Annotated in this window: 18 protein-coding genes and 1 other RNA gene; 15 read left to right on the top strand and 4 right to left on the bottom strand. The window is 68.0% G+C overall.

Going from position 1 to position 16,568, the window contains the following annotated elements; translation table 11 throughout:
- Positions 1-56 precede the first annotated feature (56 nt).
- Both OIM94_RS06555 and OIM94_RS06550 read left to right on the top strand, forming a co-directional pair.
- Complete coding sequence (locus tag OIM94_RS06555) at positions 57-320, top strand: hypothetical protein (protein WP_264609278.1); 264 nt, start codon at positions 57-59, stop codon at positions 318-320.
- 82 nt (positions 321-402) lie between these two features.
- Positions 403-543 carry a hypothetical protein gene (locus OIM94_RS06550; protein ID WP_264609277.1) on the top strand — a complete coding sequence of 47 codons (141 nt, stop codon included), beginning with the start codon at positions 403-405 and terminating at the stop codon, positions 541-543.
- Positions 544-663: 120 nt separating this feature from the next.
- Here the strand turns inward: OIM94_RS06550 and OIM94_RS06545 are convergent, their stop codons facing one another.
- Positions 664-1,566 (bottom strand): hypothetical protein, encoded by a 903-nt coding sequence (locus OIM94_RS06545; protein WP_264609276.1) that lies wholly within the window; start codon positions 1,564-1,566, stop codon positions 664-666.
- Positions 1,567-1,655: 89 nt separating this feature from the next.
- Positions 1,656-2,306: a DsbA family oxidoreductase gene (locus OIM94_RS06540; protein WP_264609275.1), complete on the bottom strand. Its 651-nt coding sequence runs from the start codon at positions 2,304-2,306 to the stop codon at positions 1,656-1,658.
- Positions 2,307-2,523: 217 nt separating this feature from the next.
- On the opposite strand from OIM94_RS06540, the gene OIM94_RS06535 reads away from it, so the two are divergent.
- Positions 2,524-5,322, top strand: a complete 2,799-nt coding sequence (locus OIM94_RS06535) for a TonB-dependent receptor (protein WP_264609274.1) — start codon at positions 2,524-2,526, stop codon at positions 5,320-5,322.
- 83 nt (positions 5,323-5,405) lie between these two features.
- Here OIM94_RS06535 and OIM94_RS06530 read toward each other — a convergent pair whose 3' ends face one another.
- Positions 5,406-6,188, bottom strand: a complete 783-nt coding sequence (locus OIM94_RS06530) for a response regulator transcription factor (RefSeq protein WP_264609273.1) — start codon at positions 6,186-6,188, stop codon at positions 5,406-5,408.
- 147 nt (positions 6,189-6,335) lie between these two features.
- Here OIM94_RS06530 and OIM94_RS06525 point away from each other — a divergent pair, with 147 nt between their 5' ends.
- Positions 6,336-6,479, top strand: coding sequence for a lmo0937 family membrane protein (locus OIM94_RS06525; RefSeq protein WP_121078233.1), 144 nt, complete (start codon positions 6,336-6,338; stop codon positions 6,477-6,479).
- A 20-nt stretch (positions 6,480-6,499) separates the two neighbouring features.
- Here the strand turns inward: OIM94_RS06525 and OIM94_RS06520 are convergent, their stop codons facing one another.
- Entirely contained in the window at positions 6,500-7,642 is a 1,143-nt protein-coding gene (locus OIM94_RS06520) for a serine hydrolase domain-containing protein (RefSeq protein WP_264609272.1), read from the bottom strand.
- A gap of 274 nt (positions 7,643-7,916) precedes the next feature.
- Here OIM94_RS06520 and OIM94_RS06515 point away from each other — a divergent pair, with 274 nt between their 5' ends.
- The 11 genes from OIM94_RS06515 (at position 7,917) to OIM94_RS06465 (ending at position 16,503) form a co-directional block, all read left to right on the top strand.
- Entirely contained in the window at positions 7,917-8,561 is a 645-nt protein-coding gene (locus tag OIM94_RS06515) for a histidine phosphotransferase family protein (protein WP_264609271.1), read from the top strand.
- Between the two features lie 80 nt (positions 8,562-8,641).
- A complete protein-coding gene (locus OIM94_RS06510) occupies positions 8,642-10,960 on the top strand; it encodes a chemotaxis protein CheA (RefSeq protein ID WP_264609270.1) in 2,319 nt (772 codons plus the stop codon).
- Complete coding sequence (locus OIM94_RS06505) at positions 10,960-11,388, top strand: chemotaxis protein CheW (RefSeq protein ID WP_264609269.1); 429 nt, start codon at positions 10,960-10,962, stop codon at positions 11,386-11,388. Before OIM94_RS06510 ends, OIM94_RS06505 begins: the two co-directional genes overlap by 1 nt.
- A 76-nt stretch (positions 11,389-11,464) precedes the next feature.
- Positions 11,465-11,830: a response regulator gene (locus OIM94_RS06500; protein WP_264609268.1), complete on the top strand. Its 366-nt coding sequence runs from the start codon at positions 11,465-11,467 to the stop codon at positions 11,828-11,830.
- 26 nt (positions 11,831-11,856) lie between these two features.
- Positions 11,857-12,936: a chemotaxis-specific protein-glutamate methyltransferase CheB gene (gene cheB, locus OIM94_RS06495; protein WP_264609267.1), complete on the top strand. Its 1,080-nt coding sequence runs from the start codon at positions 11,857-11,859 to the stop codon at positions 12,934-12,936.
- Positions 12,933-13,784: a CheR family methyltransferase gene (locus OIM94_RS06490; RefSeq protein WP_264609266.1), complete on the top strand. Its 852-nt coding sequence runs from the start codon at positions 12,933-12,935 to the stop codon at positions 13,782-13,784. Before cheB ends, OIM94_RS06490 begins: the two co-directional genes overlap by 4 nt.
- A gap of 41 nt (positions 13,785-13,825) precedes the next feature.
- A complete protein-coding gene (locus tag OIM94_RS06485) occupies positions 13,826-14,527 on the top strand; it encodes an N-acetylmuramoyl-L-alanine amidase (protein WP_264609265.1) in 702 nt (233 codons plus the stop codon).
- Between the two features lie 94 nt (positions 14,528-14,621).
- Positions 14,622-15,188, top strand: coding sequence for a hypothetical protein (locus OIM94_RS06480; RefSeq protein ID WP_264609264.1), 567 nt, complete (start codon positions 14,622-14,624; stop codon positions 15,186-15,188).
- A gap of 40 nt (positions 15,189-15,228) precedes the next feature.
- An RNA gene (gene rnpB, locus OIM94_RS06475) (RNase P RNA component class A) lies at positions 15,229-15,608 on the top strand.
- 62 nt (positions 15,609-15,670) lie between these two features.
- Positions 15,671-16,207 (top strand): J domain-containing protein, encoded by a 537-nt coding sequence (locus OIM94_RS06470; RefSeq protein ID WP_264609263.1) that lies wholly within the window; start codon positions 15,671-15,673, stop codon positions 16,205-16,207.
- A complete protein-coding gene (locus OIM94_RS06465) occupies positions 16,204-16,503 on the top strand; it encodes a (2Fe-2S) ferredoxin domain-containing protein (protein WP_264609262.1) in 300 nt (99 codons plus the stop codon). Before OIM94_RS06470 ends, OIM94_RS06465 begins: the two co-directional genes overlap by 4 nt.
- Positions 16,504-16,568 lie beyond the last annotated feature (65 nt).

Genomic DNA, 16,568 nt, shown 5'->3' with positions numbered 1-16,568 from the left:
GGCGGCATACACCCTGCGCGCCGCGACGGGACGCGGCGATGCTGCCGGGAGCATGCATGCCGATTTTGATGGGCCTCGGCCTCGCCGCCGCCCTGTTGGGATACCAGGCACCGCGGTGGGGACGGGCAAGGCCGGGCCTGTCCCTCCTGCTGGCCGCAGTGCTTCCGCTGGCTGGGCTGTGTCTTCTCTACGTCCTCCGCCTTCGGCCCGACGACTGGGAGGGGATGGGCGCGGCCGCGGCGGTGCTTCTCGGCACGGTCTGGCTGCTGGTGACCCTCGTATCCGGGTGGATCTCGATCCGGCGGGCGGAAGGCCGATAAGCCGTGTGGGCACGCGCAGCCGTGCGGACCGGCGGCGAAGCCAGGCCGATCGCGGCCTGCCTCCAATTTCCTGCGAGGCAAGATGATGGAACTGTTCGGCGAACTCCTGAGAGCCCTGCTGGACCTGATCAACGTGTGGCCCGGCAAGGGCTCCACGCTGGAGGACGTGGCGGCGCTGCATGCCGACGAGGCGGGCGCGACGGACGACGCGGAAGGCAGGTAGCGAAGCCTAGCGGCGGCGAAGCGGACGGACGTACCGGCTGATTCTTACCCTTGGGCGCGCATCGGCAAGCAGATCCTGCCGAATGTGCGGCCGAGCCTCTGCAACGCGCTCGGTCACGGCTCAGAGCGCGGGCGCCGTGGCCTCTGCGTGGCGGGGCGACGGGAGCCAGCGCAGCGCGGTCTCCTCCGTCGCCTGCACCGCGCGGGCGCATTCGATTAGTTCATGAACCTGCATGGCATAGTGGAAGCGAAGCGTGGGGAAGCCCGCCGGATCAAAGGCGCGCAGGCTGGGGCCGAGGTGCAGCAGGAAATGGCTGCCCTCCGCGCGCTTGAGCAGTCGGCGGACATGCGGCTGCGATACCCCGAAGGCCCGCGCGAGGCCGGCGAGCGACACGATCGCGCCGTCGTTCGGGCGGAAATCGGAATCGGTGCAGGCCAGCACCAGCGTGTGCAGGATCGAACATCCCGCCAGCGGGTGCAGGAAGGCGGCACGCAGCGAGGGAAACGGATCGGTCAGGCGGGCGAGGTCGTGCAACCGTCCCGCCTGGACGGTGAGGAAGCGGCGATAGACGGTCGCGTCCGTCACCCTGTCGCGCACCGTGCCCACCGACGGATCGACCAGCGCGGCTGCGTCCAGCGCCACGTGGAGCAGTCCGCTCCAGGACTGCCGGAACTCCGGCGTGGTCCGGCAATAGCCGGCAGCGTCGAACTCGAGAAAACCGAGATGCGCCATGAAGTCGATCAGCGCAGCGGCGCGATTGGCGGTGAGCAGGCCCGAGCCCGCGCAAATCTGGCGCAGCGAGGAAAGCGTGAGCGCGCCCTGCGATTCCAGATAGGCCGCAGACATCGCGGTCATGTAATGGCCGGCATCCTTGCAGATCGCGGCCAGCTTGCGATCGGCCTCGCACACGGCCAGCAGATTCCCGGCCAGTCGGCGCGCAGCGGCCGGGAAGGCCGGATGGTTGCCGACCGAGACCCAGCCGGGCGGCAGCGTCTCCCGATCCAACGTGGCGGATTGCAGCAAGGAGTCCCCCAGAATGTGCCTGCGACCCATAGCATGCCCATTCTGGGAGAAACAATTCGATTCCGGAACGAGGCCCGTGGAAGCGTCGGTCAGGCAGCGTCGGCGGCGATCTGGCGGAGTGCCTGTTCGAACGCCTCGGGCGGCTGCCCGCCGGAGATCAGATAGCGTCCTTCCAGAACAATCGCGGGCACCGCGTTAATTCCGCGAGACTGCCACAAGGTCTCCTCGGCGCGAACCTCTTGCCCGTACCGTCCGTCCTCCAGCACGCGCGCCGCCGCCGCCGCGTCGAGCCCGGCCTGTTCGGCGGCGGCGAGCAGCACGGCCCGGTCGCCCGGATTGCGGCCCTCGGTGAAATAGGCGGTGAACAGCGCCATCTTGAGCGCATGCTGACCGCCGTTCAGGCCGGCCCAGTGCAGCAGCCGGTGCGCATCGAACGTGTTGTAGATGCGGCTGTCGTCGGTCATCGCCATCGTGAAGCCGAATTCGGCGGCGCGTTCGCGGATCATCGCGCGGGTGGCGGCCGACTGTTCCGGTGTCGCGCCATATTTGCGGCCGATATGCTCAACGATGTTCTCGCCCTCCGGCGGCATCGCGGGATTGAGCTCGAACGGGTGGAAGCGGATCTCGGCGGTCACGACGTCGGCGGCGCGGGCCAGTGCGGTCTCCAGGCTCCGGAGGCCGATGACGCACCAGGGGCAGACCACGTCCGAGACGAAATCGATGGTGAGGGGGCGGGGCATCGTCAGGATCCTTTCGCGCGGAGGGGCGTGCGCCCCATGCGCGCAGTGCCGAAAAGGAACAAGCATGCTGTTGCGCCCCGGCCACACTGTCGAATGATTACGAAATCGTTACAGTCGGCGAAACATCACGAAGCAGTATCGCGAATTTTCGCCCCTCCTTTTGCGCGCTTCGCCGCGGCCGGCCTCGGCCCCGCCGGCGTGTACGAAGGAGCAAGTGATGAACAAGACTTTCCACCGCGCCCTGCTGGCGTCCTCGCTGCTGATGGGCCTGCCCGTCGCGGCGCAGGCGCAGGCGCAGACCGGGAATGGTGCGGCGAGCGAGCCGCAGAGCGAGATCACCGTCACCGGCTCGCGCCTGACCAACCCCAATCTCGAACAGGCGGCCCCCGTCACGACGCTGTCGGCGCAGGACATCGCGCTGACCGGGCAGGTCAATGTCGAGAATATCGTCAACGAGCTGCCGCAGCTGGTGCCGAGCGTGACCGCGGCATCGAACAACCCGGGCGGCGGCGTCTCCACGGCCGACCTGCGCGGGCTGGGCGCCACCCGCACGCTCGTGCTGGTCAACGGCCGCCGCTATGTCGCCTATGACAGCAGCCAGGTGGTCGATCTGAACACCATCCCGGCAGCGCTGCTGGAGAAAGTGGAAGTGCTGACCGGCGGCCGCTCGGCCACCTATGGGTCCGATGCGGTCTCGGGCGTGATCAACTTCGTCACCAAGCAGGACTTCAACGGCGTCCAGGCCAATGCCAATTACCGCCTGACCGGCGAGGGCGATGGCGGCACGTTCAACTCCAGCCTGCTGGTCGGCAAGAACTTCGCGGGCGGCCGCGGCAACATCACGCTGTACGGCGACTATACCAACCGCACCGGCATCCTGCAGTCCGCCCGCAGCTACACCGCGACCACGCTGACCGAGGACGGCGCCGGCGGCTTCACCTCGGGCGGCTCGGGCACGATTCCGGCGGGCCGCATGTCGCTGGGCGGCAAGAACTACAAGTTCGGCACCGACGGCAGCTACTCGTCCTACAGCTCGCCGGCCGACCTCTACAACTACGCGTCCGAAAACTATCTGCAGGTGCCGCAGGAACGCTACATGTTCAGCGGCCAGACGCATTTCGAGGTCAACGACCACCTCACCCTGTATGCCGAAGGCCAGTACATCCACAACGAGGTGAAGAACCAGCTGGCGCCGACGCCGTTCACCGGTGCGGTGGTGCTCGACACCAACTCCTCCTTCCTGTCGGCCAGCACCAAGGCGCTGCTCAAGGGCTATGACACGGACGGTGACGGCTATGTCTCCACCAACGTCTATCGTCGCGTGACGGAAGTGGGCGACCGCATTTCCGATAACAAGAGCGAGGCCTATCGCGGGCTGGTCGGTGCCAAGGGCGACATCACCGGCAACTGGAAATACGATGCGTATTTCAGCTTCGCCCAGACCAAGCAGACCGAGCTGCAATATGGCAACGTCTCGCGCAAGCGCGTGCTGCAGGCGCTGAAGACCACCACCAACGCCGCCGGAACCCTGGTCTGCACCGACACCAGCAATGGCTGCGTGCCGCTCAACATCTTCGGCGCGGGCAATATCAGCACGGCAGCGGCACAGTTCGTCGCGATCACCACGCGCAACGCCTCGACGATCACCGAAAAGGTGGCGAGCGGCGTGATCACCAACGACAATCTGTTCGATCTGGGTGCGGGCCCGGCGGGCCTGGTGGTCGGTGCCGAATATCGCGACGAATATGGCAGCTACAATCCGGACGAGGCGCTGTCCTCGGGCGACGTCGTCGGCTTCAATGCCGGGGAAGGCCTGGCCGGCGGCTACAACGTCAAGGAGCTGTTCACCGAAATCAACGTGCCGATCCTCGCCGACAAGCCGTTCGTGAAGAGCCTCGATTTCAACGGCGCCTATCGCTATTCCTATTATTCGACGGCGGCCAAGTCGGTGAACACCTATTCGGCCGGCCTGGTGTGGGCGCCGATCGCGGACTTCAAGCTGCGCGGTACCTACGCCCGCGCGGTGCGCGCGCCGACCGTTGCCAACCTGTACAGCGGCCAGGCACAGGATTACCCCACCGTCAGCGATCCCTGCACGACCAGCACGGCGGTTTCCAACGCCAGTCTTCGGGCCAACTGCATCGCCACCGGCGTACAGGCGAGCCTGCTCGGCACCGCCTATAACGGCGGCAACACCCAGATCGAATCGATCTCCGGCGGCAACCCGGCGCTGCGCGAGGAAACCGCGGACACCTATACGCTGGGCGCGGTGTTCCAGCCGACCTTCGCGCCGCGCTTCTCGCTCTCGGTCGACTATTACCGCGTCAAGATCAGCAATTACATCGCCAGCATGAGCACGGCCAATCTGGTCAAGGCATGCTATGGCGACGCGAACAACGGCTGGTCACCGTACAACAGCAGCTTCTGCAGCCTGCTGCCGCGCGACGGCACCGGCACGATCACCGGCGCGGTCAACACGCTGGTCAACAGCGGCGGCCTCAAGACCCGCGGCATCGACTTCGAGGCGCGGTACAGCGTGCCACTGGGCTTCGGCCTCCAGGAAGGCAGCAGCCGGCTGGACCTGCGCCTCAGCGGAACGCACCTGATCTCGTTCCTCTATTCGCCGATCCCGGGCCTTGATGCGCTGACCATCGAATGCGCGGGCAAGTTCGGCATCAACTGCGGCGATCCCTATGCCAAGTGGCGCCTGTCGGGCCGCGCGACCTGGGATGCGGCGCCGATCAAGCTGTCGCTGTCCTGGCGTCACCTCTCGCCGGTCAAGGACGACGACGACACGACCACCTACACGGTGGAGCGGATCAAGGCGTTCGATTATTTCGACCTGACCGCCGCGATCGACGTCGCCAAGGCGTTCACCTGGCAGCTGGGCATGAACAACATGTTCAATCGCAAGCCGCCGCTGCTCGGGGGCAACCAGCAGCAGTCGAACACCTATCCGTCGACCTATGACGTCTATGGCCGGACCTTCTTCACCGGCGTGACGCTGAAGTTCTGATGGGAGCCGGGGGGAGCGCGCTGGCTCCCCCCGTTTCTAGCGACCGACGGCGGACATGCGCGCCGGCGGCGGCAGATGCCGGATCAGTCCCAGCGGACCTGATGCGGCATCATATAGCCCTGGCCGCGCATGGTGACGATCACCGGCACGGCGGCGGTCAGCTCGGCGCGCAGCCGGCTGACCAGCACGTCGATCGCGCGCAGGCTGCGGTCGCTGCCGAGCACCGGGGCGGTGCCTGCGAGCAGTTCCTCGCGGCTCAGCACCCGGCGGGGATTGCGCAGAAACAGGGCGAGCAGGTCGGCCTCGGCCGTGCTCAACCGCTGCTGGCCGCCATCGCGCCGCCGCAACACCCGGCGCTGGGGATCGAACGACAGATCGGCGAAGCTGGCGGTGCCGCCCGACGTCGTGGATGCACCACTGCTCCGCCGGCGCCCGAGCAGCGCACGCACCCGCGCCAGCATCTCGGCCGGACTGCACGGCTTCGACACGCAGTGATCGGCACCCATTTCGAGCGCGATGATCCGGTCGATCTCGCTCATCGCCGGAGCGGCGACGATCAGCGCCGGCGGGCTCGGCAGCCGGGCAAGCTCACCGAACAGGCTGGTTGCGGCGGCCCCCGCCAAGGCGGGGTCGAGCACCAGCACGTCCCAGGCGGCGTTGGCGAGGCGGCTGAGCAGATGCGGCAGATCGTCGCACCGGCACACCTGCAACCCTTCCTGCTCGAAATGCTGCGCCAGCCCGAGCATGAAGATCCGATCCGGATCGGCAAGGAGCACGCGCCGACCGACGAGCGGCGGCCGCACCGAGGGGGGCGGCGCCTCGCGCTCGGTGGCGGAATGGGGCGGAATCGCTGCGTGCAGGGACATGATACGCTTCCCTCATGGTTACGGAAGCGTGTTGAGTGCGAATCCTCCGTTGCAGCAGCGTTTCATTCCGTTGCGGAATTTGGCCGGCGTCTCAGGAACGTTTGGCGCGCATCTGTCGTTACCCGGACCTGTTTCTGGGAGAGAGATATGCTTTGGACGCTCGTCGTAATCCTCGTCATCCTCTGGCTGCTGGGCTTTTCGTTCCATATCGCCGGCGGAATCATCCACATCCTGCTGGTGATCGCGCTGGTCATCGGTCTGATCCAGCTGTTCACCGGTCGCAGAGTTTGAACCGGCTGCCCGGCAGGCGATCAGTCGCCTGCCGGGCCGCGATAGCCCGCGCCGTACACCGCCTTGCGGAAGTCGCGGTGCAGCGTGCCGTCGAACGGGGCGGTCTGGACGAGAAACACCGCCGTCAGCTTGTTCGCGGGATCGACCCAGAACAAGGTCGACCATGCGCCGTCCCAGAAGAATTCCCCCACCGCACCCCGATTTTCCTCCGGCGTTTTCGGCTGTGCGGTGCGCACGAAGAAGTCGATGCCGAACCCGCCTTGGCCCTTGCCGGGAAGCCACAGCCGCTCCGTCATCGCGGGATCGAGATCGTCGGTCGCCATCCGCTCGACGGTCGAGGGCTTCAGGATCCTCGTGCCGTCCAGCGTGCCCTTGCCGAGCAGCATCCGGGCAAAGCGCATGTAGTCGTCACTGGTGGATACCAGCCCGAAATCGCCCGGGGTGAGCTTGCGGGGGCCGAAGTTGATGCGGCGGATCATCGCCTCCGGCATCCGCGCGAGCTTGCCGTCCGCCCCCTTCTGATAGCCGGTTGCGAGCCGGGCGAACCGGCTCTCGGGCTGCGTCCAGCCCGTGTCCTTCATGCGCAGCGGATCGAAGATGTGCGCCTTCACATAGGCCTCGAGCGGCATGCCGGAGAGCTTTTCCACCAGCAGCCCCTGCACGGCGACCGCCGCGCTGTACCGCCACTGCGTGCCCGGCTGATAGACGAGCGGTACCGAGGCGAGCCGTCGGCCAAATTCGGGCAGGTCGTGATCAAGGCCCAGCGGATCGGCCTGGTCGAACAGCCGGTCAGCCGGATGGTCCTTGCCGCCATAGGAGAAGCCCGCGGTGTGGCGCAGCACGTCGCGGATCAGGATCGGCCGGCGCGGCGCCTCGGTCCGTACCGAGCCGTCGGCATTGGTGCCGGCATAGACTCGAACGTTCGCGAACTCGGGCAGATAGTCGGCCAGCGGATCGTCGATGCGGAACTTGCCCTGTTCCCAAAGCTGCATCAGCGCGACGCCGGTGACCGGCTTGGTCATCGAGAAGATCTGGATCAGCGTGTCCCGGGACATCGGCCGGCGGGCCTCGCGATCGGCGTCGCCACGCGCGCTGAAATAGACTTCGCGGCCATCCACCCAGATCAACGCGCTGACCCCGACGGCGCGTCCGTCGGCCACCATCCGGGCCAGTGCAGTATCGATACGACTGGGATCGATGCGGAGCTTTTGGACGGGTTGACTCCTGCGCGCTTGCGCAGCCGCCGGCGGGACAGCGTTGTCCGGCAACAGCGCCGCGCCGGCAAGCAAAGCCGCAATTATCTGAATCTTCATATAATTCCCCTCCGTTGCCGCGGTTCGTCCGACCCCGGTTTCCGATGGCGCGATCGCGCCGCCGGGATGCTTGCAGCTTTTTGCCCGCTGCGCCAAAGGGGATTCACAGCTGGAGCCACAAAAATTGAATATCAGCCCTACCGAGTTCGCTAGCCTGCTTTGCTCGCGCCTGTGCCACGATCTGTTGAGCCCGGTCGGCGCGCTCAACAATGGTCTGGAACTGCTTGCCGACGAGCATGATCCGGAGATGCGCGCCCGCTGCCTGGAGCTGCTGGCGGAGAGCGCCCGGGCCAGCGCGAACAAGCTGAAGTTCTTCCGCCTGGCGTTCGGCGCCGCGGGCGGCTTCGGCGAAACGGTGGACACCCGCGAGGCGCAGGCCGCGCTCGAGGGGCTTTTCGGCGACAACCACCGCGTGAAGATCGGCTGGATGGTCGAGGAGCCGGTGATGGCCAAGCAGGCGATCAAGGTGCTGCTCAACCTGGCGCTGATCGGCGGCGATGCGCTCATCCGCGGCGGGCAGCTCGACATCGGTGCCGAGACCACCGACGGCGCGATCGAGATCGTGATCCGCGCCGATGGCCCGCGCATCGTGCTGGATCCCGAACTGCGCAGCGCGCTTGCCGGTGGCCGCGAGGAAACGCCGATCACGCCGCGCGCGGCGGCGGCCTATCTGGCGCACGAACTGGTGGTGCAGCATGGCGGCGCGCTGCAGGTGAGCCCGCCCGAGTCCGAAGTGCTGCTGTTCGGCGCGTCCTTCCCGCTCGGCTGAGCGGAGAAGGGCGGGGCTCCATAACCCGGAATTAACCCTCGGCCGCCATGGTGGGGCTCGGAAATTTCCACCGGGGCCCCATGGACGACCTGCTGCAGGACTTCATCGCCGAGACGCGCGAGACGCTCGAGGCGCTTTCGGGCGAGATCGTCGCCTGGGAGTCGCAGCCCGACGACCGGGCGCGGCTCGATGCCATCTTCCGTTTCGTCCACACCGTGAAGGGCAGCTGCGGGTTTCTCGACCTGCCGCGGCTGGAGCGGCTCGCCCATGCCGCCGAGGATGTGCTGGCGCAGGTGCGCGATGGTGCGCGGGTGCCGGACCGGGCGCTGGTCAATGCGGTGCTGGCGATCGTCGACCGGATCGGCGAGATCGTCGAGGCGATCGATGCCGGTGCCGCGCTTGACGACAGCGGCGAGGAGCTGCTGATCGCGGCGCTCGCCGAAGGGTCGGACGAGATCCAGCTGCCGACGGCGATCGCCCAGCGCGCGCCGTCCCGCTCGGTCCGACTGGGCGTGGACCTGCTCGATCGGATGATGAGCGGCATGTCCGAGATGGTGCTCGCCCGCAACGAGCTCGCCCGGCGGTTGCGGATGCACGAGATCGATCCGGCGGTGGAGGCGGCGCTCGAACGGTTGTCGCTCACCGTCGGCGAGATGCGCGATACCGTCACCCGCACCCGGATGCAGAAGATCGATGCGCTGTTCTCGCCGCTGCCGCGCATGGTGCGCGATACCGCGGCAGGGCTGGGCAAGTCGGTCGTGCTCGAGATCGACGGATCGGATGTCGAACTCGATCGCGAGATGATCGAGGTGATGCGCGATCCGCTCGTGCACATCATCCGCAACGCCATCGATCACGGCATCGAGGCGCCGGCCGAGCGCCGTGCCGGTGGCAAGCGCGAGGCCGGACGGCTTAGCGTCGCGGCGCGCCAGTCGGGCAACCAGATCATCATCGAGATCGCCGATGACGGCCGCGGGGTGGACGTCGATCGGCTGATCGCCAAGCTGGCCGCGAGCGGTGTCCGCTCCGAGCGGGAACTGCGCGCGTTGCCCGAAGCGGCCAAGCTGGAGTTGATGTTCCACCCCGGCCTGTCGAGCAGGGACACCGTTTCCGAGATCAGCGGGCGCGGCGTCGGCATGGACGTGGTCAAGGCCAGCATCGACCAGATCGGCGGCCGGGTGGCACTGGACAATGTGCCGGGCAAGGGCCTGCGTATCGCCATCCATGTGCCGCTGACGCTTTCGATCATCTCCGCGATTCTCGTCGGCGCCGGGCGCCAGCGTTTCGCCATCCCGCGCCAGTCGATCGAGGAGATCGTCAGCGAGAAGGGGCAGGCGATCCGGCTCGACGTGCTGGGGGGCACGCCCATCGCCACGGTTCGCGAACGGCGGATGCCGTTGCTCGATCTCGGCGCGCTGCTCGATCTCTGCCCGGGTCGCGAATGCCACGGCCCGCGCATGCTGGTGATCGTCGGCGTCGGCAGCGGCAGCTACGCGCTCGCGGTCGACACGGTGCTCGACAATGAGGAGCTGGTGATCAAGCCCGCCTCGCCGGCGGTGATGGCAACCGGCATCTATGCCGGGCAGACACTGCCCGATTCCGGCTTGCCGATGCTGCTGCTCGACTGCGCGGGCCTGGCGCGCGCTGCAGGGCTCGATTTCAGCCGCGACCTGAACGAGGCGTTCGAGGACGCCGCCACCGAGATCGAGGCGCCCGGCCTGCCAGCGCTGCTGTTCGACGATCTGGACGGCATCCGCCGCGCGGTGCCGCTGGCGGCGGTCGACCGGGTGGAACAGGTATCCGCAAGCCAGGTGCGGCAGGCCGCTGGCAGCCACCGCCTCGCCATCGAGGGCCGCATCCTGCCGCTGGCGATGCAGGGGCAGCTTGACGGCCGCGAGAAGCTGAGCGTGCTGCGCCTGAAGGACGAGGACGCCGAGGTCGCCTATGCGATCGACGCGGCGATCGAGATCGTGACCCTGCCGGCGGCGATCGCCCCGGCGCGCAGCCCCGGACCGGCGGCGGGCGTCGCCCTGGTCGACGGCGAACAGGTGGAACTGCTCGACGTGCTGTGGGTGTTCGACGCGCATGTCGATCGTGTCGCGGCGGCCGATGCGCCCCTCTGCCTACTCGCCGGGGACAGGGATGGCTGGCTCGCCACCTTCGTGCGACCGCTGCTCGAAACCGCCGGCTACCGCGTGGCCGCAACGCTGGCGCCGGGCGAGGAGCCGGCAGTGGTGCTGGCGGCGGATGCGGCGGAACCCCCGGTGCGTACCGCGCCGGTGGTCCGGCTGCGGCGCCAGCGCCAGGCCGAGCCGGGCGACGACAGCGTCTATCGCTATGATCGCGCGGGGCTGCTCTTCGCGCTCGAGGCGCGCGTGGCGCAGCGGGGAGGCCGATGATGGCGCAGCAACTCTATCTCATCGCCGAAGTCGCCGGGCGCACCGTGGCAATCGATTCGGACCAGGTGGAATCGGTGGTGGATATCGGCGAGGTGACCGCCGTTCCGCGCGCGGCCAAGCCGGTGCGCGGCCTTGCGGCGCTGCGCAGCCGCGTGGTCACCGTGGTCGATACCGAGGCGGCGCTGGGGCTGAACGGGTGCACGCTGGCTCGGCGCGCGGTCATCACCCAGATCGATGGGCACCACTATGCGATGCTGGTCGATACCTTGGACGACGTGGCGCCGTTCGACTTGCGCCCCCTCGCCACCGGCATCGCGCTGGAGGGAAATTGGCGGGCCGCGGCACGCGGCGTCATCGAACGGGACGGCGAGCCGATCCTGGTCGTCGATCTGGCCGCACTGGTCCCGGCCTCCGCGCTGCTTTCCTGACCCTTGGATTAACGCGAAACTCACATCTCGCGCTTATTGTCGAAGGACAAAGACGCCTGCCAGGGGACCAGGGACCATGAAGACTTGCCTCGTCGTGGACGATTCGAAAGTAATTCGAAAAGTCGCCCGGCACATTCTCGAGACGCTGCAGTTCGAGGTTCGCGAAGCCGGTGACGGCCGCGAAGCGCTCGATTCCTGCCTCGCCACGCCGCCCGACGTGGTGCTGCTCGACTGGAACATGCCGGTGATGAGCGGCATGGATTTTCTGCGCGCGCTCAAGAACTCCGGCATCGAACAGCGACCGAAGGTCGTCTTCTGCACCACCGAGAACGGCATGGCCTATATCCGTGCCGCGATCGAGGCGGGCGCCGACGAATATGTCATGAAGCCGTTCGATCGCGAGACGCTGGAAAGCAAGCTGCAGATCGTGGGCGTCGCCTGACTTCCCTTCCGCCGGAGCGCGCCCGCGTGACGAGCCTGCCATCCCCGCATCTGCCCGATCCGGTGCCCGCCGCGCAGCACGGACGCGTGCTGATCGTAGACGATTCCGTCGTCGCGCGATCGGTGCTGACGCGCATGATCGAAGGCACGCGGCGTTTCCGGGTCGCCGCGGCGCTGAGCGACGCGCGCGCCGCGCTCGACTTTCTGGGTCGGGCACAGGTGGACATCATTCTGCTCGACATCGCCATGCCCGGCATCGACGGCCTTACCGCGCTGCCGGACGTGGTTGCCGCCGGCAAGGGGGCCAAGGTGCTGATCGTCTCCTCCTCGGCCGATGAAGGCGCCGCGGCGACGCTGCAGGCGCTGGCGCTGGGGGCTGCCGATACGCTGGTCAAGCCCGGCGTCGGCGCGTTCGGCGGACGCTTCGCCGAGGTGCTGGAGGATCGGCTGTCGCGGCTGCTCGATATGCCCGTCGAGCATCACGCCGCGCCGCCGCCCGCGCCGCGCAACGCCCCCCCCGGCACGCAGCTCGATGCCTTCCAGATCGTCGCGATCGGCGCATCGACCGGCGGCATCCATGCGCTCAGCCAGCTGTTCCGCGAGATCCCGGCCAGCTTCCAGCTGCCCATTCTGGTCACCCAGCATTTGCCGCCCACCTTCATGCGCTATTTCGCCACCCAGCTGGCCGTGCTCGGCGGGCGGCCATGCGACGTTGCGGAAGATCGCATGCGGATCCGGCCGGGCCGCATCGTCATCGCGCCGGGCGAGGCGCATATGAAGATCGTGCGCACCTCGGACGGCGCCGCGATCCGGCTGAGTACCGAATGGGCGCGCAGCGGCTGCATGCCCTCGGTCGATCCGATGTTCGACAGCCTTGCCGAGGTCTTCGGGGCCCGCGCGCTGGGCGTGGTGTTGAGCGGCATGGGGCGCGACGGGTGCGAAGGCGCCGGCCGCCTGGTGGAAGCCGGCGCGAAGGTACTGGTGCAGGATCAGGCGACCTCGGTGGTGTGGGGCATGCCCGGCGCGGTGGCGACCGCGGGGCGGGCCAGCGCGGTATTGCCGCCGGACGAGATCGGCCGTCTGATCGGGCGGGGAGGGGCGCGATGATCGGCGATACGACGCCCAGTGGCGGCGCGATGCACCTGATCGGGTCGTTGCTCGAACAGCGTACCGGCCAGCAGATCGCCGCCAACCGCGCCTGGCGGATCGAGACGGCGCTGAAGCCGGTGCTGCGCGAGCGGGGGCTGCCCAGCCTGGATGCGCTGGTCGGGCAATTGCTGGGATCGCGTTCGGGGGAGCTCGCGGATCAGGTGGTGGACGTTCTGCTCAATCAGGAAACCAGCTTCTTCCGCGACGTGGCGGTGCTGGATCAGGTTGCGGCTGCCGCGGTGGCGATGCAGGCGGAGCTCGGCAATCGCCGGCTGCGCATCTGGTCCGCCGGCTGCTCGACGGGGCAGGAGCCGCTGTCGCTGGCGATGCTGTTCGCCGAGAAGGCGTCGGCCTTCCCGATGCCGCCGGAGATCGTCGCCACCGACGTATCCGCCGCGGCGCTCGCGCGCGGCAAGGCCGGGCGCTATTCGCAGTTCGAGATCCAGCGCGGCCTTCCGGTCCGCCGCATGGTCGAATGGTTCGATACCGTGGAAAGCGAGTGGGTCGCCAAGCCGGATCTCGTCCGACGGGTGCAGTTCCGGCAGCAGAACCTCACCGCCGATGCACCGCCGCCGGGCAAGTTCGACCTGATCCTGTGCCGCAACGTGATGCTCTATTTCTCGCTGCCGCTGCGTCGGCAGGTGTTCGATCGCCTCGCGGGCGCGGCGCGGCCGGGCAGCCTCCTGGTGCTGGGCGCGGGGGAAACGGTGATCGGGCTGACCGATCATTTCACGCCGAGCGAGGTCTTTCGCGGCTTCTACCGCGCGGTGGATCCGGCGACCGCACCGCTCGCCGCAGCGAGCTGATCGACGGATTGCCTGATACCGCCCGCGCAGTAGAAGAGTGCATGACCAGCGGCCTGGAAATACGCGAAGCACCGTCCCCGAACTTCGGCGAGCGCCTGTCCCCCGTCTCGATGATCGTCCTCCATTATACCGGCATGGAGAGCGGCGAGGCGGCACTGGCGCGGCTGTGCGATCCGGATGCGCAGGTCTCGGCGCATTATCTGATCGAGGAAGATGGTCGCATCTTCCGCCTGGTCGACGAGGGCAAGCGCGCCTGGCACGCGGGGCGGGCGCACTGGCGGGGGATCGACGACGTCAATTCCGCGTCGGTCGGGATCGAGATGGTCAATCCCGGGCATGAGTTCGGCTACCGGCCGTTCACGCCCGAGCAGATGAGCGCGCTGATCCCGCTCGTGGCGGACATCAAGGAGCGCCACGGCATCACCCGTGGCAACGTGGTCGGCCATTCGGACGTTGCGCCGGCGCGCAAGCAGGATCCGGGCGAACTGTTCAACTGGCACGCACTGGCCCGCTTGCGGCTGGCGTTGCCGCGGCCGACGCGCAATCTGGTCGATCCCGGCTGGCCGGACGGTGGCTTCATGCTGGCACTGGAGCGATTCGGCTATGACGTGACCGATCCGGTCGCGGCGGTCACGGCCTTCCAGCGGCGCTTTCGGCCGGAGATGATCGACGGCGAGATCGACATGGAATGTCGCTGTATCCTGTTGGCATTGCTGCTTCCCAAGCCGCAAGGCGACGACTGAGCGCTGCGTCCCGGCGAATCGCGTGCCCGGTAACCATGATGGGTTACGAAATTCTAAGCGAAATCTGATGGAATGCGCGCCGGAGGTACACACGGTGAGTATTTCGATCCGACCGCAGATGACGCCGATCGGCCCGGTCCATGTTCGCATGACCGGCGTGGTTCGGGGCGACCAGAAGGGGCCCGGAATCGGCATCGTCAACGCACCCACCGCGGCGGAGGCGACGGCCGAGCTGCACCGCGTCGCGCGCGTCTCCGGCGCGGACAAGGTGGTGAGCGTCGCCGCCGACTATCGCCGCGCGGCGCTGGCGGGGGGGACGACGGCCACCCAGTGGCGCATAGAGGTACAGGCCTGGGGCACGGCGATGGCGCCGGCCAAGCCCGAGGCGAGCGACGCGCCGCAGGCCGATGCGGAGCAGGAAAGCCGGAAGCAGGACAGCGAGAAGGCGCGCGATGCGGACGCCGCCAGGAAGGCACAGGACGGCGCGGCGAAGGCGGATGCAGCGACCATGCGCGGGGACTCGCCGGAGCCGGACAAGGCTGCCGCGCCGGTCGCCCCGCCAGACCCGGTCGAGGCCGCGCCCGCGCCGGCCGCCGAAGCACCGTCCGCACCCGAGCCGGCACCGGCCACGCCTGCGCCGATCGCGACATCGGAACGCTGAACCGCTTGCACGGACGCGCCGAGGCGCTACAGCGGGCGGGCCAGAGGATCGGGCGGCCGCCGCTTTGCAGCAATGCGAGGGGAGGAAAGTCCGGGCTCCACGGAACGACGGTGGCGGGTAATGCCCGCCGGGGGTGACCCCAGGGAAAGTGCCACAGAGAGCAGACCGCCCACTGCCCCGGTTCACCGGGGTAAGGGCAAGGGTGAAAGGGTGCGGCAAGAGCGCACCGCGCGACCGGTAACGGAAGCGGCTTGGTAAACCCCACCGGGAGCAAGACCGAATAGGGACGGCACATGCGCCTCGTTCCGGCGCGTCGTCCGGGTTGGTTGCTGGAGCGGCGGAGCGATCCGTCGCCTAGAGGAATGGTCGCCTATCCCCTTCGGGGGTGGACAGAACCCGGCTTACAGATCCTCTGGCGTTACACCTTTGAACACGTGCGCGGCTCTGGCCTTTGGCCGGCCCCGCGCCTATCTGGGCACGCTATGGCGCGACACACGCGATCGATGGACTGGGGCTTTCCCCGCTGGCGCGAGTATGGCTCGGAGCGCGAGGCCGCGCGCGTCCGCCTGTGCGACCGCGACGGTTGCGACAAGCCGGGCGATCGCCCGGCCCCCAAGTCCCCCAACAATCCCGAGCGCTGGTATTTCTGCGAGGAACATGCCGCGGAATATAACCGCAACTGGGACTATTTCGCTGGGCTGACCGCCGAGGAAGCCGCCCAGCGCGAGGCCAATGAGCGGCGCACGGCGAACGGCTATGCCCATTCGGCGACCAACAGCTGGGCCGGACCCGGCGACGGCAGCCGCTCGCGCGACGAGATGAAGGCGCTGGAAGTCCTGGAGCTTGAGGTCGACGCGACCTTCGAGGCGGTGCGCGGCGCCTGGCGGCGGCTCGCCAAGGAATATCACCCGGACGTGCGGCCGAACGATGCCGCTGCGGCCAAACAGTTCCAGGCGATCCAGGCGGCATACGACGTGCTCAAGACCGCCGAGGACCGGCGGCAGTGGAAGCCGCAATGAGCCAGCTGGTCGCGTCCAACTGGGGCAATGCGGTGCTGGTCTGCGGCAAATGTTCCAAGAAACTCGGCGGCGGCTTCGGTCCGAAGGGCAGGACCTCGCTCGCCAAGGCACTGCGCAAGCAATTCGGGCTGGGCAAGGGCCGCAAGGCCGAGGTCGGCGTGGTCGAGACCAAGTGTCTCGGCGTGTGCCCCGGCGGCGCCGTCACCGTGGTCAACGGCGCGCAGGCCCGCGAGTGGCTGATCGTGAAAAAGGGCGCGGATCTGGAAGAAGTCGGGAAAGAACTCGGGCTTTCCTGAGCCACGCGCAAAGAGGGCGTGCCCTCTCCAACCTCCCATCGTCATTCCCGCGAAGGCGGGCATCC

The sequence above is a fragment of the Sphingomonas sp. R1 genome (assembly GCF_025960285.1).
In the GTDB taxonomy this organism is placed as follows: domain Bacteria; phylum Pseudomonadota; class Alphaproteobacteria; order Sphingomonadales; family Sphingomonadaceae; genus Sphingomonas.
The sequence above is the reverse complement of the archived record's forward strand: the minus strand, read 5'-3'. Positions and strand labels throughout refer to the sequence as shown.